The organism is Pseudomonas sp. M2 (assembly GCF_015751845.1).
GTDB classification, from domain to species: Bacteria; Pseudomonadota; Gammaproteobacteria; order Pseudomonadales; family Pseudomonadaceae; genus Aquipseudomonas; species Aquipseudomonas putida_E.
On the sequence record NZ_JADOUD010000001.1, the window covers coordinates 128,930 to 148,159 of the forward strand.

General features: G+C 65.0%; 17 protein-coding genes. 6 read left to right on the top strand and 11 right to left on the bottom strand.

Annotation, left to right across the window (positions count from 1 at the left end; all coding sequences use genetic code 11):
* Positions 1 to 15: 15 nt before the first annotated feature.
* The 8 genes from IWW33_RS00745 to IWW33_RS00780 form a co-directional block, all read right to left on the bottom strand.
* A complete protein-coding gene (locus IWW33_RS00745) occupies positions 16 to 1,206 on the bottom strand; it encodes an MFS transporter (RefSeq protein ID WP_174141432.1) in 1,191 nt (396 codons plus the stop codon).
* Positions 1,196 to 3,694 (bottom strand): MMPL family transporter, encoded by a 2,499-nt coding sequence (locus tag IWW33_RS00750; RefSeq protein WP_174141431.1) that lies wholly within the window; start codon positions 3,692 to 3,694, stop codon positions 1,196 to 1,198. The genes IWW33_RS00745 and IWW33_RS00750 overlap by 11 nt, the downstream gene beginning before the upstream one ends.
* 3 nt (positions 3,695 to 3,697) lie before the next feature.
* Positions 3,698 to 4,759, bottom strand: coding sequence for a YCF48-related protein (locus IWW33_RS00755; protein ID WP_174141430.1), 1,062 nt, complete (start codon positions 4,757 to 4,759; stop codon positions 3,698 to 3,700).
* A 54-nt stretch (positions 4,760 to 4,813) separates the two neighbouring features.
* Complete coding sequence (locus IWW33_RS00760; RefSeq protein WP_174141429.1) at positions 4,814 to 6,181, bottom strand: DUF1329 domain-containing protein; 1,368 nt, start codon at positions 6,179 to 6,181, stop codon at positions 4,814 to 4,816.
* Positions 6,182 to 6,195: 14 nt separating this feature from the next.
* A complete protein-coding gene (locus IWW33_RS00765) occupies positions 6,196 to 7,866 on the bottom strand; it encodes a DUF1302 domain-containing protein (RefSeq protein ID WP_046785547.1) in 1,671 nt (556 codons plus the stop codon).
* A gap of 84 nt (positions 7,867 to 7,950) precedes the next feature.
* Positions 7,951 to 9,075, bottom strand: coding sequence for an FAD-dependent oxidoreductase (locus IWW33_RS00770; protein WP_046785548.1), 1,125 nt, complete (start codon positions 9,073 to 9,075; stop codon positions 7,951 to 7,953).
* Between the two features lie 140 nt (positions 9,076 to 9,215).
* Complete coding sequence (locus IWW33_RS00775) at positions 9,216 to 9,563, bottom strand: Rieske 2Fe-2S domain-containing protein (protein ID WP_115275128.1); 348 nt, start codon at positions 9,561 to 9,563, stop codon at positions 9,216 to 9,218.
* 3 nt (positions 9,564 to 9,566) lie between these two features.
* Entirely contained in the window at positions 9,567 to 10,508 is a 942-nt protein-coding gene (locus IWW33_RS00780; protein ID WP_115275129.1) for a VOC family protein, read from the bottom strand.
* A 279-nt stretch (positions 10,509 to 10,787) separates the two neighbouring features.
* On the opposite strand from IWW33_RS00780, the gene IWW33_RS00785 reads away from it, so the two are divergent.
* Positions 10,788 to 11,726 carry a LysR family transcriptional regulator gene (locus tag IWW33_RS00785; protein ID WP_046785551.1) on the top strand — a complete coding sequence of 313 codons (939 nt, stop codon included), beginning with the start codon at positions 10,788 to 10,790 and terminating at the stop codon, positions 11,724 to 11,726.
* A 182-nt stretch (positions 11,727 to 11,908) separates the two neighbouring features.
* Positions 11,909 to 13,066 (top strand): prolyl oligopeptidase family serine peptidase, encoded by a 1,158-nt coding sequence (locus IWW33_RS00790; protein WP_161871384.1) that lies wholly within the window; start codon positions 11,909 to 11,911, stop codon positions 13,064 to 13,066.
* Positions 13,067 to 13,140: 74 nt separating this feature from the next.
* Here IWW33_RS00790 and IWW33_RS00795 read toward each other — a convergent pair whose 3' ends face one another.
* Complete coding sequence (locus tag IWW33_RS00795; protein WP_115275131.1) at positions 13,141 to 13,521, bottom strand: nuclear transport factor 2 family protein; 381 nt, start codon at positions 13,519 to 13,521, stop codon at positions 13,141 to 13,143.
* Positions 13,522 to 13,778: 257 nt separating this feature from the next.
* Here IWW33_RS00795 and IWW33_RS00800 point away from each other — a divergent pair, with 257 nt between their 5' ends.
* Together IWW33_RS00800 and IWW33_RS00805 are read left to right on the top strand one after the other, a co-directional pair.
* A complete protein-coding gene (locus IWW33_RS00800) occupies positions 13,779 to 15,122 on the top strand; it encodes an amidohydrolase family protein (protein ID WP_174141427.1) in 1,344 nt (447 codons plus the stop codon).
* Positions 15,123 to 15,124: 2 nt separating this feature from the next.
* Positions 15,125 to 15,568 (top strand): heme-binding protein, encoded by a 444-nt coding sequence (locus IWW33_RS00805; protein ID WP_174141426.1) that lies wholly within the window; start codon positions 15,125 to 15,127, stop codon positions 15,566 to 15,568.
* Here the strand turns inward: IWW33_RS00805 and IWW33_RS00810 are convergent.
* The gene (locus IWW33_RS00810; protein ID WP_119688778.1) at positions 15,559 to 16,488 is read right to left on the bottom strand and encodes a LysR family transcriptional regulator; all 930 of its coding nucleotides are present in this window, start codon (positions 16,486 to 16,488) and stop codon (positions 15,559 to 15,561) included. The two genes, IWW33_RS00805 and IWW33_RS00810, sit on opposite strands and share 10 nt — an antisense overlap.
* A 102-nt stretch (positions 16,489 to 16,590) precedes the next feature.
* Positions 16,591 to 16,989, bottom strand: coding sequence for a membrane protein (locus IWW33_RS00815; protein WP_046785557.1), 399 nt, complete (start codon positions 16,987 to 16,989; stop codon positions 16,591 to 16,593).
* Positions 16,990 to 17,172: 183 nt separating this feature from the next.
* Between IWW33_RS00815 and IWW33_RS00820 the strand changes: the two genes are divergently transcribed.
* Both IWW33_RS00820 and IWW33_RS00825 read left to right on the top strand, forming a co-directional pair.
* Entirely contained in the window at positions 17,173 to 18,345 is a 1,173-nt protein-coding gene (locus IWW33_RS00820; RefSeq protein ID WP_174141425.1) for an ABC transporter substrate-binding protein, read from the top strand.
* Positions 18,346 to 18,360: 15 nt separating this feature from the next.
* On the top strand, positions 18,361 to 19,230 hold the full coding sequence (locus IWW33_RS00825; RefSeq protein WP_046785559.1) for a branched-chain amino acid ABC transporter permease: 870 nt from the start codon (positions 18,361 to 18,363) through the stop codon (positions 19,228 to 19,230).

The window sequence follows — 19,230 nt, forward strand, 5'->3', positions numbered from 1 at the left end:
TGGAAAGCTGATCGTTCACAGCGCCCCCACTGCGCCCGCCGCGCGGGCGCGACGCAACAGCAGCAGGCACAGCGGCGCCAGGATCAGTTGGCTGAGGGCAACCAGTAGCAGCGCCTGGGGCAGATGCGGCGCCGCGCCGCCGGTCAGCGCAAGCACCAGCAAAGGGCTGATGAATTCACCGGCGAAAATCGCTGCGGTGAAGCCGCCCGTGGCCCGGCCGCGCTGGTCGAAACCGACGTGCTGCATGACCTGGCTGATCAGGGTGGGCAGCAACAGGCCCACGCCCAGGCCATTGACCAGTACGGCCAACACCACCATTGCGTGGCTGGTGGAAAGCGCCATCAGCCCGCCGCCAAGCCCCGCCGTGGCAAACCCCAGCGCCAGCAGGCGGCCAGCAGGCTGGCGGGCCAGCAAACGGAAGGCCAGTGCGCCGGCCAGCACGCCGAGCTGGTTGGCGCCCATGGTCAGGCCCACCTGCTGGGGCGCATCCACCTGCAGCAGTTGCAGCAGGTAACCAACCTGCACCGGTACGATGAACAGGCTCACACCTGCCAGGCCGGTCAGCAGGTAGATCGGCGCCAAGGCGGCCCAGGGAAAGCGTGAAGCCTGGGCGTGTTGAGGTTCGACACGGCGGGCCTGAGGTTCCCACAACAGCAAGGCCATCAGCGGCAGGCACAACACGCCGACTGCATACAGCGCGAACGGCGTACGCCAGCTGTTCTCGCCCAGTGCCCCGCCCAGCCCCATGAACAGGGCGGCTGACAGCGAAGTGGCGACCATTTGCAGGGCAAACAGGCGCTCCCGGCGCTGGCCATCGAAGTAGTCACCCATCAATGTGGTGCAGCAGGTCATGATCCCGGCTTCGGCCAGGCCAATGCCGGCGCGGCTGGCGATGATCAGGCCAAGTGAATCCAGCCACAGCGGCAGCACCCCGCAGACGCTGTAAAGCAGCATGCTGGCGAGCAGCAAAGCCCGTCGGCCGACACGGTCCGCCAGCATCCCGGCCCATGGTGCCGCCAACGCAATCACCAGCGCAGGCAGCGTCAGCACGACCGGTACCAGCACCGCGACGCCGGGCGTCTCGGTGAAATGCATCTGCATGCGTGGCAGCACAGGCGCGATCAGCACTGCCCCCAGCACCGGCAGGCAGCTGCCGAACAGCAATAGCAGCGCCTGAACACTGCCGGCGATACGTTCAGCGGCCATGGCTCACCTCCTCCAGCGAATGAAGCTTCGCCTGGCGCGGGGTGAGTTCAGCGCCTGCCAGGCACTGTTGCGACAAAGGCTCACGAGCAGGCAACACCGGATCCGCCTGCGAACGCACCTGGCCTTGCGGCAGCAGGAAGTAGGCCAGTGCCGGCAGCAGGACCAGTGCCCCGACCATGTTCCACACGAACATGAAGGCCAGCAACACGCCCATGTCTGCCTGGAACTTGATCGGCGAGAAGATCCAGGTGCCCACCGCAATGGCCAGGGTCACGCCAGTCAGCATCACCACCTTGCCGGTGAACAGCAGCGCGCGGTAATACGCCTGGGAAAGGCTCGCCCCCTGTCGCAGCTGGGCCAGCACGATGCTCATCACATAAAGCGCGTAGTCCACTCCGATGCCGACGCCGAGCGCGATCACAGGCAAGGTCGCCACCTTCACGCCGATGCCCAACGCCACCATCAACGCTTCGCAAAGGATCGAGGTGAGCACCAGCGGCAACACCGCGCAAAGCACCGCACGCCAGGAGCGGAAGGTCACCAGGCAAAGCAGGATGACGGCCCCGTAAACCCACCAGAGCATGTCGCGGTTGGCCTGTTTCACCACCTGGTTGGTGGCGGCCTCGATGCCGGCGCTGCCGGCAGCGAGCAGGAAGGTGGCCTGTTCGCTGTCGTTGTCGCGGGCAAAGGTCTGCACGCTGTCCACCACCCGCGCAAGCGTGTCGGCCTTGTGGTCAGTGAGGTAGGCATAGAGCGTGAGCAGGCTGCAGTCATCGTTGTACAGCCCGCGCGGGGCGTTGGCGGTGACCATGTTCAGGGTCGCCTGGTTGTTCACCAGCTCGTACCACTTCGGGCTGCCTTCAGACAGGCCAACCAGTACCCTGCGGTTGAGCAGCGCCAGTGAGTTGGTCGAGTCCACGCCCGGCAGGCCGCGCAACTGCCAGTCAAGGTCGTCCACACGCTTGAGGGTATCGTAGGCCGAGCAGCCGCCGGCTGGCGTGCGCACCATCACCGCAAACACGTCACTGCTGGCACCGTAATGCTCGGTGATGAAGGCGTTGTCGCGGTTGTAACGCGAGTCCGCACGCAGCTCGGGGGCGCCAGCATCCAGGTCACCGACCTTCAGGTGCAGGCTCACGGCGAATCCGCCAGCGGCCATCAGTACTGCCAGTGCAATGCACCACGCCGCCCAGCGGCGCCGGGTGAAGTGGTCCAGCAGGCGCCACATCGCGTGCTTCTGCGCCCCGCTCGCCTCCGCTTCTTCGGCGCGCAGGCTACGGCGCGCACCTCGGGCGCTGACGCCGACATAGGAAAGCAGCACCGGCAGCAGGATCAGGTTGGTGAAGATCAGCACCGCCACGCCGAGGCTGGCGATGACGGCAAGGTCCTGGATCACCTGGATACGGATGATCATCAGCACCGCAAAACCCACTGCATCACACAACAGCGCAGTGAGCCCGGCCAGGAACAGCCGGCGGAAGGTGAAGCGCGCCGCCACCAGGCGGTGCATGCCGCGGCCGATGTCCTGCATGATGCCGTTCATCTTCTGTGCGCCATGGCTCATGCCGATGGCGAACACCAGAAACGGCACCAGCACCGAGTACGGGTCCAGTTCGTATCCCAGCACCGGCAGCAGGCCCATTTGCCAGATCACTGCCACCAGTGAGCAGGTCACCACCAGCGCCGTACTGCGCGCACATCGGGTGTACCAATAGAGCACGACAGCCGTGATGGCGATGGCGGCGGCGAAGAACAGCAGGATCTGCCTCAGCCCATCGATCAGATCGCCCACCACCTTGGCGAAGCCGGTGATGTGAATTTGCACACCCTGCTGCTGGAAGCGTTCACGCAGGGTTTCCAGTTCGCTGGCGAAGGCGGTGTAGTCAAGCGCCTTGCCGTCCGGCGTCGTTTCCAGCAGCGGCACGTAGACGATGCTCGAACGCTGGTCGAAGGCCACCAACTGGCCGATCTCGTTGGAGCGTTCGACGTTGCGCTTGAGCGCTTCGAGGCTCGCGTGGCCGCCGTCGTAGCCGTCGGGGATCACCGGGCCGCCTTCCAGGCCCTCCTCGGTCACCCCGGCCCAGCGGGTGGAGGGGGTCCAAAGCGACTTCATCGCCGCACGGTCGACGCCCGGCAGCAGGTACACCGCGTCGTTGAGCTGCTGCAGGCTGTGCAGATAGTCCTTGTCGTAGATGCTGCCACTGGGGTTGGCCACAGCGATACGCACCGCGTTGCCCAGGCCGGCAAGTTCCTGGCGGTGTTCCAGGTAGTTGTGGACGAATGGGTGATCGCGCGCAATCGTCTTCTCGAAGCTGGCGTTGAGCGTCAGGCGCGTGGCCTGCCAGCCAAGCAGCAAGGTCGCGGCCAGGCACAACAGCAGGACCAGCGCCCGGTGGTTGAACAGTGCACGCTCCAGCAGCGACCCGGACATGTTGTCGAAGTCATCGAGACGGCCGCTGCAAGGCGCAGGCGGATTCATGGCATGCATGGCTCAGTCCTTCGTGGAAGAGGAAGAAGAAGGTGCCAGGCGGCGTGCACCGGCCATGCCGACGGCGACGATGGCACCGTCGGCGGCAGTGGTAGCGGCAGTCAGTGGCAGGCCATCGGAGACCGGCAAGGGATGCGCGGCAAAGTCGCTGAGGCTGCTGCGCAGCAGCATCCCGGCCTGGTTGGCCAGCAACACGTGATCACCGGCGACGCGGATGCCGTTGAGCGAAGCAGGAATCGGGTTGGCCAACGCCTGGAAACTGGCACCGCCGTCATCGGAGGCAAACAACGAACCGCGTAACCCGCCGACCAGCAGCCGCCCGTTGGGCAGCACGCTGGCAGCGAAGTAGCTCCCGTCATAAGGGCCTTGCAAAGCCTCGAAATGAGCACCGCCATCGCGCGAACTCAGCAGCAGGCCCTGTTCGCCGGCGACATACACGTCAGCGCCCTGACGTGCCAAGGCATACAGGTGCAGGCCGCGGCGGTTGGGCAACAGGCCCATGCCGGACTGCCAACTGCGCCCGCCGTCGGCCGTGATCATGGCCAGGCCGTAGGCGCCCACGACCAGGCCGTGCTGCGCATCGGCAAAGCTCAGCGCCAGCAACGGCTTGTCGGCACCGTCGGCCAGCAGCCGTTGTGCCGCGGCCAAACGGCGCTCATCGGCAGATGCCTCGGCTGCCTGCAACTCCAGCGCAGCGGCGCGCTTGCCGTCGAGCTGCAAAGTCCAGTGCTCGCCGCCATCCTCGCTGCGCAGCACTACGCCGGCGTGGCCAACCGCCCAGCCGTTGCGCTCGTCGACGAACTGCACCGCGGTCAGGCTGACACTCACCGGCACGGTCTTGGCCTGGCGCCAGGCCTTGCCGTTGTCATCCGAGAGCAGCACCACGCCACGTTCGCCCACCGACACCAGGCGCGTGCCGGCACGGGCCACATCCTGCAACACCGCTCGCAAGGCCTGGGGGCCCTGCACTGCGGGCTGCGAGAGCACATCCACGCTACCGCCGGCGTAGGCCGGGGGCAGCGCGCAACAGGCGGCCAGCAGCCAGCCATGGAGCATCTTGTTCATCGCACGCAACCTTTTGTTCTTGTAGTCGATACAGCCCAGGTGCAATGCGCCTGCTCAGCGCACGCCCTCACCCGCCATGGCATCGGCGGTGAATACCGAGTCCTTGTAGGGCGGCACGATGCGGTACTGCTCCTGCTTGCCGGCAAACAGATCGCCGGCAAACCACGCGCCGGACAGCAGGTCATAGAAGCCGTTGGTCAGGGTCACCACGCCAGGCAGGTCAGGCAGTACCACCGGCGAGGTCCAGACCACTTTGGCCAACTGGTTGCGTGCGTCGTATCGCTCACCCAGCACCGCCGCCCAGGTGTCTTCATCGAGGTAGTAGGTGCTCTTGGGCATCACGTGACGCTGGCCCTCCTTGAGCGTCGCCTCCACCACCCACACCCGATGCAGTTCCCAGCGGATGGCTTGTGGCTTGAGGTGATGCGGGTCGAGCAGCGCTTCGGCGTTGGCGGCGGTAAACACCTTGTTGGCGTTGTAGGGGATATACATCTCTTTCTTGCCCACCAGCTTCCAGTCGAAGCGGTCCAGGCGGCCGTTGAACACGTACAGTTCGTCGAAACTCATCACCCCCGCTGTAGCTGGGGTCGGCGTGTCGCAGCAGGCATTGGGCAGGCGGCGCACGCGGCGCTGACCAGGCAGGTAGGTCCACACCGCCGCTTTATCGGCATTGAGGTTTTCAAGGCCGGTGATGGCCTCGCCCGCCCGCAATGGCGGCCCATCGTTGGTCATGCGGATGGACCAGAACACACCTTTGTCACCACTGCCCCCAGGCAGATACCAGGGCATCTGCAAATCGGCGCGCGAATCGTTGGTCAGCACGTGCTTGCCGTCGGCGGTGGTCAGGTACTGGTTGAAGCTGGCGTGCCACGAGGCCCCGCGCCAGCGCAGCAGGTGGTTCCACATGGCTTCTACGCCATTGCCCGGGATCGGGAACGGAATGCCCCCGGAGGCGCCTTCGGGCATGGCGCCGGCAGGGCCGTCCACCAACTTGCCGCTGGTGGCGTTGGCAAAGGTTGCGTCATACACCGATTGCGGTGCGGCAGCGCTGCGGTGGGTCGGGTACACGTCCAACCGGTAGCTGTCGGGGTACTTCTTGAGCATCGCCTGGATGCCTGGGGTCAGCTTGTCAGCGTACTGCGTCATGTTCTGCGCAGTGATTGTCAGCAGCGGCTTGTCAGCGGCGAACGGGTCGCCACGCTTGCCGCCGTCCTTGTAAGCGGCGTCGACCTGGGTGTAACCGCCGGTCCAGGCGGGGATACTGCCGTCGGCATTGCCGGCACGCTCGCCGCCCAATGGGGTCAGTGTGGTCTTGAGCGTTGCCGCCTGCTCGGGGGATACCGCGGCAAAAGCGCCGTGGGCGAACAGCAGCGAGGCACTCAGGGCAGTGAACAGGGAAACGACTTTATTGTTGTGTTTCATCGGGTAGTCCTCGGTCAGAAGGTACGGCTGACGGTGAAGGCGATGAAGTCGCGGTCTTTGAGCGACTGTTCGAAGGTGTAGTTGTTGTCGGCATCGAGGAAGGTGTTTTCCGGGCCGTAGTAATGCGTGTAGGTCAGGCCAAGGCTCCAGGTATTGAGATAGTTGCCCTTCAGGCCGATGTTCAGGTCGCCGCCATGGTCGGTGCCAAAGCCGGTACCCAAGGCCATCGAGGCACCGTTGGTGTAGCTCGCCCCGATCGGCACCGAGAGGTCCAGGCCTGGGTAGATCTGCCGGTACATCGGTTCGAAGACCAGGCGCAGGCTGGTGGCGTCACGGTCGGCGTTGGGGTCGACGGCGTCGGCGTTCTTGCTCACGCTCATCACCCGGTTCCAGGCAATCTCGCCCAGGAAGGTCGACTCGGCGGCAATGAAGTTAGGCTCCAGGCTCGCCAGCCAGGAGACGTTGGCATGCAGCGTGCGGCCGGTGGCGTAGACCGGGTTGTCGTCGTTGTCGATCACCTCGCCCGTCGCCAGTGCATGCTGGTTGGTCGAGGCCAGTGGCTGGTTCCAACGGGTGGAAAGCTCGCCCGCGACGTTGAAGTTGCCCAGGGTGGTGGAAAAACTGGCGCCCAGTGCCTCGATGCCCTCGGGGTACACCCAGTAGAACTCGCCGGCCTTGCCACTGACCGGGTCGAGGTTGGCGAAGTCGGGGCGTACGTTGAGCTGCGGTGACTTGTCGTGGAAGCGAATGGCATAGAGCCCCCAGTCCACGGTCTCGGTGCGCCAACGCAACTGCACACCGCCCTGCCCCGAGTCTTTGGCTTCCTTGTCGTTGCCATGATAGAAGGCCAGTGGCTGGCCACCAGGGAACACCGGCGCGCCAACGAACATGCGCTCTGCGCCGTCCCCAAAGAAGTCGTCGTTGGAGAAATAGCTACCGGCTGCCGGCAGGCGGTTGGCCTCCCACTCGAACTGGTAGTAGGCGCCCAGGGAAACATCCGGCGTCAGCTGCAACTGCCCGGAAATCTGCTGCACCGGGCGGATCAGCTCCTTGAACTGGGTGTTGGGCACCGACAGGCCCTTGACCACATCCACCGGCGCCATGCCCCCGGCGATGCCGTTCATGCCGTAGAACAGGCTCTCGCCCCACTGCATGGCGTAACGGCCCAGGCGGCCAGACACCGGCAGCTCACCGATCTCGGCCTTGCCAAAGATGAACGCATCGAGCAGCTCGCCCTTGCGCCCGTGCAAGGTACGGGTGTCATCGGTGAACTCGTCGAAATCTACCGAATAGCTGTTGGCGCGGCTGGGGTCGCCATTGTCGGTACCTTGGTTGTAGACATCGTCATACCAGGCCGCGCCACTGACCCGGGCGCCGACGTTGCCGTAGGTCACATCCAGCTCTGACAGCAGGTCCAGGCGGTTGGAAATCAGGCCTTTGTCGAAGTTGCGGTCACCATCATCCAGGTTCAGTGCCGTCTGCCCCTCGGTGAGTTTGCTGCTGGCATCCTGGGTGCGCCAGGCGGCGCTGTACTTGAGGGTATTGTCCCAGCGTACCCTCAGGTCCGGGTTGCCAGTATCGAATTGCAGCGCCTGGGCCTGGCTGGCCGCCAGCGCGAAAATCGCCAGGGTGAGGGGTTTGAGCGGCGGCAACGGCCGGGCGGTTGCACCTTTACGAGTCAACATCGTGGTTTCCTCTTTCTTGTTCTTGTGTCGGTGTTGGCATGCGTCGCGGCGCGCCAGCAAGGCAGGGTGCGCCGGGCACAGGTATCAGATCGGCCGGGCCGTGACCTCCAGCATCTGCTTGACCAGGCCGATGCGGTCAAAGGACGGGTCACGCTGGACCTCTTTCTCGCCCGCCAGCAGCGACATGTCGCTGATGAACTTGCAGCGCTCGAAACGGCGGCCCATGAAGCACTGCAACTGCTCGTCCAGGCTGCCGCCGGCGGTCAGCGCTTCGGCCAGCACCACGGCATCTTCGATGGCCATGCCCGCACCCTGCCCCAGGTGCGGTGTGGTGGCATGGGCCGCATCGCCAATCAGCAGCACGCGGCCGCGGTACCAGGGCTCGTCGACGAACACCGCCTCCAGTGGCTTGTAGACGACCTCTGCGCTGTCACGGATCTGTTCGCGCAGCTCACCGATCAACCCGCCAAACCCCGCCAGGCGCTGGCGCAGGCCAGCAGCAAGCCCGGCCGGGTCCATCCACGGGTTGCCCGGTTCGTGGGAAGTGGTGAACAGGTACATCAGGTTGTCGGCCAGCGGCACCAGCCCAGCATTGCCCGAGGGGCCCTGGTAATTGGCCAGGTGGTCGATACCGGCTGCGCGCGGGAAGTTGTGACGCCATACCGACTGGCCGGTGAATTGCGGCTGGTAGGCATCACCGAACAGCAAACCACGGATCTTCGAGTACAGGCCATCGGCACCGACCACCAACGCATAGCGCCCCTGGCGGCCATCGCTGAACAGCACGTCCACGCCAGTGGCATCCTGCTCGAAGCTCTCCACAGAGGTGCCCAGGCGCACTTGGGTACCGAGTTCGATGGCGGTTTCGCTCAGCACCTTGTGCAAGGCACGGCGGGAGATACCGACGTTGGCCGGGTACTGCGGGCCGGCCAGGCGCTGCCCCGGAATACGCGCCAGCTGGTGGCCTTCAGTGGTGTAGATGGCTACGTCCTCGAAGGCGTAGGCCGCGCTCAGGTAGGCATCGAGCACCCCCAGGCGGTGCATCTCGCGCACCACGTTGCTCTGCTGGATGATGCCGACGCCGTAGACGGTCCACTCGGTCTTGAGTTCGACCAGGTCTACCGCCATCCCCTTGCGGCGCAGCGCGATGGCGGCGCACAGCCCGCCAATCCCACCGCCCACGATCAGTACGTTGCTCACAGTATTCATGGCATCCCTCACGTCTTGTTCTTGTTGTTCGCCGCAGCGTGGGCGGCGGGCATTTCCTGTGCCTTGGGCACAGCTTCCCGGCAGCGCCGGGCTTTGACCAATCGAGTCCTGGGATGCGACCTATCACGCAGCGCGATACCTCAGGGGTGCAACTGTTGCAGCGGCACTACCAGCCAGCCGTCCACCTCGCGGTGATCAAGCGCCTGCAGCGCATCGCCACGGCAAGGGCCGTGAACGCAGGTGCCATCGTCAGGCAGAAAGCGTGCGCCATGGGCGTAGCAGACCACCCACTGGCCATCGGCACTGAGGAAGCGGTCCTTGCGGTACTCCAGCGGTACCAGCAGGTGCGGACACAGGTTGCGGTAAACACGCACAACGCCGCGGTGCCGCAGGGCGAACAGGCTGTCTGCCCCCCTGCCCTGCGGGTCGAAGCCGCGTGCCTTGCCCTCGCCCAGTTCCGCGAGCGGGCACAGCGCCACGCAAGGCACAGCTCAGGGCTGCTTTGGCGGTGGGCCACCGGGCGCCCACTTCTCCCGCGAAGCGAAAAGGAACAGCTGCGAGTTGTCGGCCGACATCGGTGCCTGGCGCGCCGCCCACTCATCGTCATGCTTGTCCATGTCGGCGTCGTACTCTATGTGGCAGCCCAGCGGGCTGTTGAAGTACCAGAACCAGTTCGAGCCCAGCAGGTGACGGCCCGGGCCCCAGAAACTGGTCCAGCCCTTTTGCTGGAAGCGATTGCCGGCCAGCAGCACTTCCGTGCCGCTGCCCATATGGAAGGTGAAATGCTCGCAGCCCTGCATGTGTGGCGGCGTCTGGATCATGAACAGGCAGTGGTGATCGTCCATGCCAGCGGTGCGCATGAACGGGCCGACGCCGATGAAGCTGTCAGTGGTGACGAAGCCCAGGCGGTCGCGATAGAAGGCTTCGCCTTTGGCCGCATCGGGCACGAAGTACACCACATGAGACAAGGTGCGCGGCTGCGCTGGCATGTCCAGCGTGATGCCCAACTGGTTGAGGGGGCGCTGCGGCGCGCTACCGGGAGCGTTGGTGAGGTCGGCCGGCGCCTGGAAGCTGCGTCTGCAGGAGACCTGGAAGGCGATGGCAAAGCCCAGGTCGTCGACACTGTGCAGCACACCCTGCTCGTCACGGCGCACCTCGCGGTCGCGCCCCAGCTCGTCGGCGATGGCCTCAAGGTCCTGCGTCGCTGCCACGCCATAAACGGTTTCACGCAGCGATGGGGCCGGGCCCAGCGCCCGCGGCAGGTGGGGGTCATCGCCGTGACGGATGATGATCGCAGTGCCGTCGAGCGCTTCGAAACGGCCACCGTCGGCATCCAGTTGTACGGCTGTGAGGCCGTAATCACGCAGGCAATCGGCGCAGGCCTGGATATCGTCGACGCCGAATACCAGTGCGTCGAGTCCAAGAATGTTCATGGCTACCACTCCATTGAAATTGTTGTTCGGTGCCAGCCAGGGTCACCGGTAGCAGGTCGGCGCGGCGGGCAGGCCGCTCGACTGGAGGGCAGATTGCTGGCTGATCGGCCAGGCTGACCAATCGCGAGTCAGGATGCGAGGCATCGGTAATCGCGATACCTGTGCGCAAGCCCATGGCGCCTGGCGCTGGCTCGGGTGGACAGCGGATTGGCCTTGACGTATCGGTATTGCGGCGGGAAGGTATCGCGAAAATAACTACAAGAACCGTGAGCTATCACCATGCGCTTTCACCACCTGGATCTGAACCTGCTGGTCGCACTGGATGTCCTGCTCGAGGAGCAGAACATCACCCGTGCCGCTGAACGCCTGCACATGACGCAATCGGCTACCAGCGGGGTGCTGGGCCGCTTGAGAACGTTTTTCGAGGACGAGCTGCTGGTGCAGGTCGGCCGCAAGATGCAGCCCACACCCTATGCACTGGAGCTGGCCCAGCCGGTGCGCGAGGTGCTGCTGACCATCCGCTCCTCGATTACCGCCAAGCCGGTGTTCGACCCCTCGAGCAGCAAACGGCACCTGCGCCTGGTGACCTCGGACTACCTGATCAGCGTGCTGTTCGCCCAGGTCATCCAGAAAATCCACCTTCAGGCGCCGCACATCACCTTCGAAATGATCAGCCCCGGTGACAACAGCGCCGAGCTTTTGATGCGCGGCGAAGTCGACATGATGATCGTGCCCGAGCGTTACCTCATCGATGGCCACCCGTCGCAGCTGTTGTTCGAGGAAGACCACGTGTGCGTGGTCTGGCGCGACAATCCGCAAGTCGGCGAGAGCCTGACGCTGGAGCAGTACATGCAGATGGGGCATATCTCGGTGGGCTTTGGCCGTAACCGGCACCTGAGCATCGAGGACTGGTTCATGAACCAGTACGGCTTCAACCGCCGCCTGGAAGTGATTACCAACGACTTCAACACCCTACCGCAGCTGCTGGTAGGCACCCCCCGCGTGGCCACCATGCACCGGCGCCTGGCGCAGCTGTATGCCCGCTACCTGCCCCTGCGCATCCTGCCGCCACCGGTGAAGATCCCGGTGATGCGCGAATTCATGCTCTGGCACCGCAGCATGGAGGGTGACCCCATGCACCGCTGGTTGCGTGAACGCATCAGCGACTTCATTCAGCACGTCGACCAGCAACCCGACGCCCTGCTCGCCAGCGCCTGAGCGGCAGCCATCGCCCCGGCCGGCGCAACGTCGCCGGGGCATCGCGTTTGGCGATACCTCGCATCCCTGTTCACGATTGGCCCCACCTCGCCGTGTCTGCGTACCTTGCCTTCGGACAGCGCCTTGCGTACCTGTCGCAATTGTCAGGCGCCGGACTCAACGACCGCAGAAGGACAACAACAATGTTCCGTTACTTTCCCACCAACTATGTCTGGAATCTCTCGGTGGACCTGGCCATCGAAATGGGCGCCCGCCTGGGCGAGATCGAAGCGATGTGCGCGCCGCTGCAGGAGGCGGCCCTGCAACCCGACGCCGCCGGCACCCAGGCGTTTCGCGAAACCTGGTCGAAGATGGCCGACAAACTCTGCGCCCTGGCCGAAGAAGACGAGGCCGCAGGCCGATGCCTGTCCGCTGGCGAAAAATACAACCGCGCTGCCACTTACTACCTGACCTGCGAACGCCTGCAGGCGCATGGTGCGCCAGGGCGCGAGGCCTTGTACCAGCGTTTTCTCGAGACCTTCGCCCGCGGCATCGACCTGTCCAGGGAAAACTGCGAGCGGGTGGAAATCCCCTACGAAGGCCAGCATCTGAGCGGGCTGCTCGTGCGCGCCGAAGGCACGACCGGCCCGGCACCACTGCTGGTGCAGGTCAACGGGCTGGATTCGACCAAAGAGATGAAGTACCGCGTCGGTCTGCCAGCGTGGCTGGCCAAACGTGGCGTGTCCTCGCTGATCATCGACCAACCCGGCACGGGCGAGGCGTTGCGCCTGCAAGGCCTGACCGCACGTTACGACAGCGAGCATTGGGCTAGCCGCGTAGTGGACTGGCTGGAAACCCGCCCGGAAGTCGACCCCAAGCGCATCGGTATGGAAGGGGTATCGCTGGGGGGTTACTACTGCCCACGTGCGGTGGCCTTCGAACCGCGCTTCGCCTGCGGCGTGGTGTGGGGCGCCAACCACGACTGGCGGGATGTACAGAAGCGTCGCCTGGAGAAGGAAGGCGACTTCCCGGTGCCGCATTACTGGGCGCACGTATGCTGGGTCTGGGGCGCCAAGGACATGGATGAATTCATGACCATTGCCGAAAACGTGCACCTTGATGGCGTGCTCGACCGCATTCGCGTCCCCTTCCTGGTGACCCACGGCGAAAAGGACTCGCAGATCCCGCTCAAGTGGGCCCATCGCACCTACGAGCAGCTGGTCAACAGCCCCAAGCGCGAATTGAAGGTCTTCACTGAGCGCGAAGGCGGCGTGCAGCATTCAAGCTTCGACAACAGCATCAATGCCGGCCAGTTCATCGCCGACTGGGTTGCCGAAACGCTCGGCGGGCATACCGCCTGAACCCTTGCTGGTGAAGGTGCCGGGGCAGCCTGTATGGCGACTGCCCCGGTGCCTGTCAGCGGTTCATGCCGTCATCAGGCCGGTGCCCGCGTACCGTGGAATGATGCGATCCGCCACCCCTTCTCCCGTTTGACCCAAAGCTGCGTGGCGAAACCTTCGGCGCGCACCGGTTCACCGCCGCCGCGTTTTTGCAGCAGGTTGCATTGCACCCCGCTCATCAGCGCCAGCCCGTCGGCAAACACCCGCACCGTCAGCTCACCGCGATCCACGGCCAGGTAGCGCACGGCATTGCGGGCATAATCCAGGTACTGTCCTTTGTCCTGCACCAGCCCCGTGGTGTGGACATAAAGCAAATCATCGTCGAACAGCACCTCGAGCTGCTCATGGTCCTCGTGGACCAAGGCGCGCTGGCGTTCGGCTTCAAGGCTCAGCAACTCATCACGAATAGCCTTCATGGTACTTCCTTCAGGATTGATTGACCGGCACATCCTCACCTCACCCCCAGCGCAAGGAACAATCGTGGATATCCATGCCTGCCATCGACACTGACGATACCTGGCCATTGCCCCCTGCCGGCCCGGGCAACCCGGCAGCCACAGGGGTTGCGGCAGGTATCGATGCCGTCGATGGGTGGCCAACGACAGGATCTGATGGTGCCTGCCGCCGCAGGCACATAGCCTGCCGGAAACAACAAGACGAGTAGAACCCGACCATGAGCGCCCTGCACCTTCACTGCGCCACCCTGTTCGATGGCGCCAGCCTTCAGGCACGCCAGCAACAGACGCTGATCATCGAAAACGGCCTGATACGCCATGTTGGCGCGACGGCCCAGGCGCCACGCCCATTGCCCGGTGACCGCGAAGCGCGCGGCGACTTCGTCATGCCGGGGTTGGTAGACGTGCACACCCACCTGGCGTTCGGCAACGCCCAGAGCGAGGAAGACATCGACATCTGGACCAGCGACGAATTCCGCGCCTTGCGCGGCATGTTCTTCGCCCAGCACGTGCTGGCTGCCGGGGTGACCTCGATGGTCTGCCCGGGTGACAGCGGCCAGCTCAGCATCGCCGTGCGCAACACAGTCAACGCCGGGCTCTTCGAAGGCCCGCGCATCGCGGCAAGCAGCCGCGTGATCACCAACCGGCAAAGCCTCAACGACTGGTTTCCCAGCCGCGTCGGCGCACCGGAATACTTCACCGCTGCGCTGGTCACCAGCCGTACCGAAGCCATCGCGCAGATCCGCAAACAGGCCAAGGATGGCGTCGACCTGATCAAGATCGCCATGGACGGCACGCACCGCCGCCCCAACGGTGAAATCATCGCCGCCTTCACAGCCGATGAAACCCGCGAAATGGTCGACGAAGCGCACCGCCTCGGCTGCCGGGTAGCGACGCATGCCTACGGCCGCGAAGCCGTGATGTACGCGGCCAAGGCAGGCGTCGATCTGGTCTTTCATGCCTTCTACATGGACGACGCCTGCATCGAAGCACTTCTGGAGGCAGGCAGCGTGCTGGCGCCCACCATGACCTTCCCACAGAACACCGTAGATTTCTGCCAGCCCCACGACCCGGCGGTGACCACAGGCTACGCCGGCTACTGTGCCCGCACGCTGGAACTGGGCACGCCGGTGCTCAAGCGCGCCAAGGCGGCCGGTATTCCGTTCGCCTGCGGCAGCGACAGCGGTTTTGCCGTCACCCCTTACGGTGAGTGGCATGCGCGTGAACTGGAGTTGCTGGTCACGCGCCTGGGCTTCACCCCGGCACAAGCGCTGCACGCTGCGACCAATGTCGGCGCACGCCTGATGCCACGCGGTGAAACGCTCGGCACCCTGGAGCCAGGCAAACAGGCCGACCTGTTGATCCTCGACGGCTCGCCGCTTGACGACATCCGCATCCTGCAAGACCGCAACCGCCTGCAGGCGGTGTACAAGGCAGGCCAGCCGGTGCGCCTGCAACGCACGCCCTACAACCCTAAGCAGGTCTCGGACTTCAACTCCCTGAAATGGACCGAACTCTACACCCGCGACCGTGTAGCCGAACTTGGCAAATGGAGCCAGTGACCATGCAGACACTCGATTTCGAAACCGCCGCGCAGCTTGCCGCGTCTACGCTGCGACACGCCCGGGCCTTGGGCGTGCGGCCTTTGGCAGCCGCCGTGCTCGATGCTGCAGGCCACCCGCTGGCGCTGTTGCGCGATGAGCAGGCCAGCGCCTTGCGCCCACAGATCGCCACCGCAAAAGCCAGCGGCTGCCTGGGTATGGGCTTCGGTGGCCGGGAGCTGGCAAGGCGCGCTCAGGTGATGCCAGCATTCTTCGACGCGATCAACAGCCTGACCCAAGGCCACGTGATCCCAGTACCCGGCGGTGTTCTGCTGCGCGACACCGAGGGGCGCCTGCTGGGGGCAATCGGCGTCAGCGGTGACACCTCGGACAACGATGAGCGTTGCGCCTTGCAGGCCATCGAAGAGTTCGGCCTGGTCGGTGACACGGGCGACCTTCAGGCGTGATCTACCCCCGCCGCCTGCTCGGTCAGCACCTGTCGCAGCCAGCTCAGGGCCGGGTCGGATGCTTGTTGCGGGTGCCATTGCACCACTTGCACAGCCACCGGGAAGGCGATGGGCGATGGCAGTACCCGTAGCTGATGATGACGCGCCAGCCCTTGGGCCTGGCGCCGAAACAACGTAGCGATGCGCGGCGTACCGGCGACGAAGTCGCCCATCAGCGCGAAACTCTGCACCGCCACGGCCACACGCCGCTCGATGCCGATTTCACGCAGGTGCTGGGTGTCGAGCGAGAGGTTCTGGCCATCGGTGAACTCGCGCACGACATGCGCGGCTGCACAGAACTCAGCCAGGTCAAGGCCCGCCTGGTAAGCCACTGCATGCGCGCAAACAACGCAGCACAGCTCATCCTCGAGCAACACTGAGTGGGGGTAGCGCGGGTTTATGCGCCGCTGGGGCACGACCACCAGGTCGCTGCGGCGATAGTCCAGTGCCTCGGCAACCACGTCACCGTCACGCGACAGCGGCAGGTCGCGAACCGTCAGCGATATGCCGGGCGCCAGGCGCGCCAGTACACGGCTGAGCGCAGGCATGACAGTGGCCGCCACATAGTCCGACGCCACCAGGGTAAAGCGCCGCTCACAGCGGCCGGGGTCGAAGTCCAGGGACGTCTGCACCACCTCCCCGACCAGGCTTAGCGCCTTTCGCACTCTGGGTGCCAGCTGCCGCGCCAAGGCACTGGGCTCAAGGCCGCGCCCGAGCGGGATCAGCAGGGGGTCCTGAAAATGTTCGCGCAGGCGCCCCAGCGCAGCGCTGGTGGCAGACTGGCCAAGGTTGAGGCGCTGCGCCGCCCGGCTGACGCTGCACTCCTCGAGCAGCACATCCAGGGCGACCAGCAGGTTGAGATCAAGACGTCGATAGCGCATGGGCAACTTATACCCGACAGGGGTGCGCTCACGATGCGGTTTTCGCACTACCAGGTATCGCCCTGCGCGATACATCGGGCTGCATCGCAGCAGTAGCCGCGCTCAGGCCTTGCCAATCTCCGGCACCAGCATCCACTCCGCGCTGTCGTTCCACACATCCATGCGCACGATCTTGCCCGCCTTCACTTCGAAGCGGTCCAGGTAACGGTTGCCGGAAAAGCTGCGGCCATCCGGCCACTGCCCGTACAGCGTGCCATTGGAATACACCACGGTGTGGTCCTCGCGCTCGCACCAGTCGAACTGCCCCAGCTGCTTTTTCACCCAGGTGTAACGCGCGCCGTTGAACGCGGTGATGTCGGTCGGGGTGGGCATCGCGCGGCCGCCGGTAAAGGTGATGCGCACGTCGTCGCTCATGAACGTGGCGGCGCGCACCGGGTCGGGGGCCATGGAGGCGGCGAGGAAGTCGCGCACGATCTGTACGGCGCTGTTGCTTTCGGTCATTGCAAGTCTCCGAGGGTGTCCAGAACGGGGCGTAGGCCCCGAACGATGCCTTGATCCAGTGCACGCGAGGGCGCTGAAGCCAAGGCGCAAGCCCCAAAACACGGGGTGCCCGAAGTATTTTCCAAATGGCACCTGTTTTGCTAGCACATTTTTATAAATTGCTAGCAATCAGGAGTTCGAACCATGTTCAGCCGTTCCTTGCTACGTCGCTGGCTGCCCTGCGCAGCCTTTTCCCTGGCCTGCTGCACAGGCTGGGTACAGGCCGCCGAGCCGATCAAGGTGGGCCTGGTGGCCGCGTTGTCGGGGCAGTCGGCCAAGTCCGGCGAGGCCCTTACCCGGGGCCTCACCCTGGCCATCGACGAAATCAATACCAAAGGCGGGCTGCTGGGCCGCCCGGTGGAGCTGGTGCGCCGCGATGACGAAAGCAACCCGGCCAAGGGCATGCTGGCGGCGCGCGAGCTGATCCAGCGGGAGAAGGTCAGCGTGCTGTTCGGCGGCCTCGACACCCCGGTGTCGCTGGCCATCGTGCCGTTGGCCAACCAACTGAAAACGCCGTTCATGGGCATCTGGGCGGCAGGCACCAAGATCACCGAGAACGGCGCGAAGGACAACTACGTGTTCCGCGTGTCGGCGGTGGATGAACAGGTGGATGAAGCGCTGGTCGCCTATGGCCTGCGCCAGGGCATGAAACGACCGGGTTTGATCCTGGCCAACAACCCTTGGGGCGAGTCGAACCTGGCAGGGCTCAACGCGGCCCTGGCCCGCCGCGACATGGCCCAGGCGCCGGCCGAGCGCTTTGAAGACAGTGACCTGGACATGGTGCCGCAACTCACCCGCCTGAAAAGCGCAGGTGTCGACACCCTGCTGCTGGTCGGCAACGTCGGTCCGTCGGCGCAGGTGGTCAAGTCGCTTCAGCAGATGGGCTGGAACGTGCCGGTGGTGTCGCACTGGGGCCCGGCCGGCGGGCGCTTTGGTGAGCTGGCCGGGCCAGACGCCGGGCGCGTGCACTTCATCCAGACCTTCGTCTTCAGCGCCCACAACAGCGCCCGCGGCGATGCCTTGCTGGCCGCGCTCAAGCAGCGCTACCCGCAGGTAAAGACCCTGGCCGACGTGACCCCGGCCGTGGGCATCGCCAACGCCTACGACGCCATGCACCTGGTGGGCCTGGCGATCGACAAGGCCCAGGACACCCAAGGCACGAAGGTGCGTGACGGCTTCTATGCCATCAGCGACTACGACGGGCTGATCAAACATTATCAACAGCCGTTCAGCGTTGACCGCCACGATGCCCTGGGCCCTGACGACTACATCTTCAGCCGCTTCGATGGCGACACCATCGTGCCCGTGACGCCCTGAGCGGAGGCCCTCGACATGATCACCACCGCACTGGTCAGCGGCCTGGGCCTGGGCAGCATGTATGCGCTGCTGGCTTTGGGCTTTCACCTCACCTATGCCGTGTCGCGCACGGTCAACTTTGCCCAGGGCAGCGCGATGATGGTCGGCGCCGTGCTGGGCTACAGCCTGGCGGTGACCTGGGGCTGGCCGCTGTGGCTGGCACTGCCCACTACCCTGCTGCTGTGCGCGGTGCTGGGCCTGGCCATCGAGCGTTTTCTGGTGCGGCCGTTCCATGCCCGTGGCTCGGACGCCTGGCTGATGGCGACGGTGGCGGGCGGGCTGCTGCTGGACAACCTGGCGATGTTCACCTTCGGCAAGGAGCCGCGGCAGTTCGGCAGCGCCCTGACCAGCCTGCGCCTGGACTTGGGCGACAGCAGCCTGAATGCCGTGCAACTGGCCATCCCCCTGGCCGGTGCGGCAGTTGCGGCCACGCTTTACTGGGTGCGCAGACGCACGCAACTGGGCTTGCGCCTGGAAGCCTGCGTGCAGAACCCACGGGCAGCGCGGTTGATGGGCATCGAAGTGAACCGCGTGGTGGCGGCGGCCTTTGCCCTGTCGACCGTGTTCGCGGCGCTGGCGGGCCTGCTGATCGCACCGCTGTACAGCGTGCACGCGGACATGGGCACGCTGTTCGGCCTGAAGGCTTTTGCCGTGGCCATCCTGGGCGGCATCGCCAGTGCCGGTGGGGTGTTTGCCGCAGGCCTGCTGTTTGGCCTGCTCGAGGCGGTGGTCACGCTGTATTTCGGCTCTGCGTTCACACAATTGCTGTGCTTTGCACTGGTGATCGTGGTGCTCGCGGCACGTCCTGACGGCCTGTTCGGCCGCAAACTCTGGGTAAAGGTATGA

Bases quoted from the DNA above. Each gene is read 5' to 3' on its own strand.
- IWW33_RS00745 (WP_174141432.1), bottom strand. From the start codon at position 1,206: ATGGCCGCTGAACGTATCGCCGGCAGTGTTCAGGCGCTGCTATTGCTG.
- IWW33_RS00750 (WP_174141431.1), bottom strand. From the start codon at position 3,694: ATGCATGCCATGAATCCGCCTGCGCCTTGCAGCGGCCGTCTCGATGAC.
- IWW33_RS00755 (WP_174141430.1), bottom strand. From the start codon at position 4,759: ATGAACAAGATGCTCCATGGCTGGCTGCTGGCCGCCTGTTGCGCGCTG.
- IWW33_RS00760 (WP_174141429.1), bottom strand. From the start codon at position 6,181: ATGAAACACAACAATAAAGTCGTTTCCCTGTTCACTGCCCTGAGTGCC.
- IWW33_RS00765 (WP_046785547.1), bottom strand. From the start codon at position 7,866: ATGTTGACTCGTAAAGGTGCAACCGCCCGGCCGTTGCCGCCGCTCAAA.
- IWW33_RS00770 (WP_046785548.1), bottom strand. From the start codon at position 9,075: ATGAATACTGTGAGCAACGTACTGATCGTGGGCGGTGGGATTGGCGGG.
- IWW33_RS00780 (WP_115275129.1), bottom strand. From the start codon at position 10,508: ATGAACATTCTTGGACTCGACGCACTGGTATTCGGCGTCGACGATATC.
- IWW33_RS00785 (WP_046785551.1), top strand. From the start codon at position 10,788: ATGCGCTTTCACCACCTGGATCTGAACCTGCTGGTCGCACTGGATGTC.
- IWW33_RS00790 (WP_161871384.1), top strand. From the start codon at position 11,909: ATGTTCCGTTACTTTCCCACCAACTATGTCTGGAATCTCTCGGTGGAC.
- IWW33_RS00795 (WP_115275131.1), bottom strand. From the start codon at position 13,521: ATGAAGGCTATTCGTGATGAGTTGCTGAGCCTTGAAGCCGAACGCCAG.
- IWW33_RS00800 (WP_174141427.1), top strand. From the start codon at position 13,779: ATGAGCGCCCTGCACCTTCACTGCGCCACCCTGTTCGATGGCGCCAGC.
- IWW33_RS00805 (WP_174141426.1), top strand. From the start codon at position 15,125: ATGCAGACACTCGATTTCGAAACCGCCGCGCAGCTTGCCGCGTCTACG.
- IWW33_RS00810 (WP_119688778.1), bottom strand. From the start codon at position 16,488: ATGCGCTATCGACGTCTTGATCTCAACCTGCTGGTCGCCCTGGATGTG.
- IWW33_RS00815 (WP_046785557.1), bottom strand. From the start codon at position 16,989: ATGACCGAAAGCAACAGCGCCGTACAGATCGTGCGCGACTTCCTCGCC.
- IWW33_RS00820 (WP_174141425.1), top strand. From the start codon at position 17,173: ATGTTCAGCCGTTCCTTGCTACGTCGCTGGCTGCCCTGCGCAGCCTTT.
- IWW33_RS00825 (WP_046785559.1), top strand. From the start codon at position 18,361: ATGATCACCACCGCACTGGTCAGCGGCCTGGGCCTGGGCAGCATGTAT.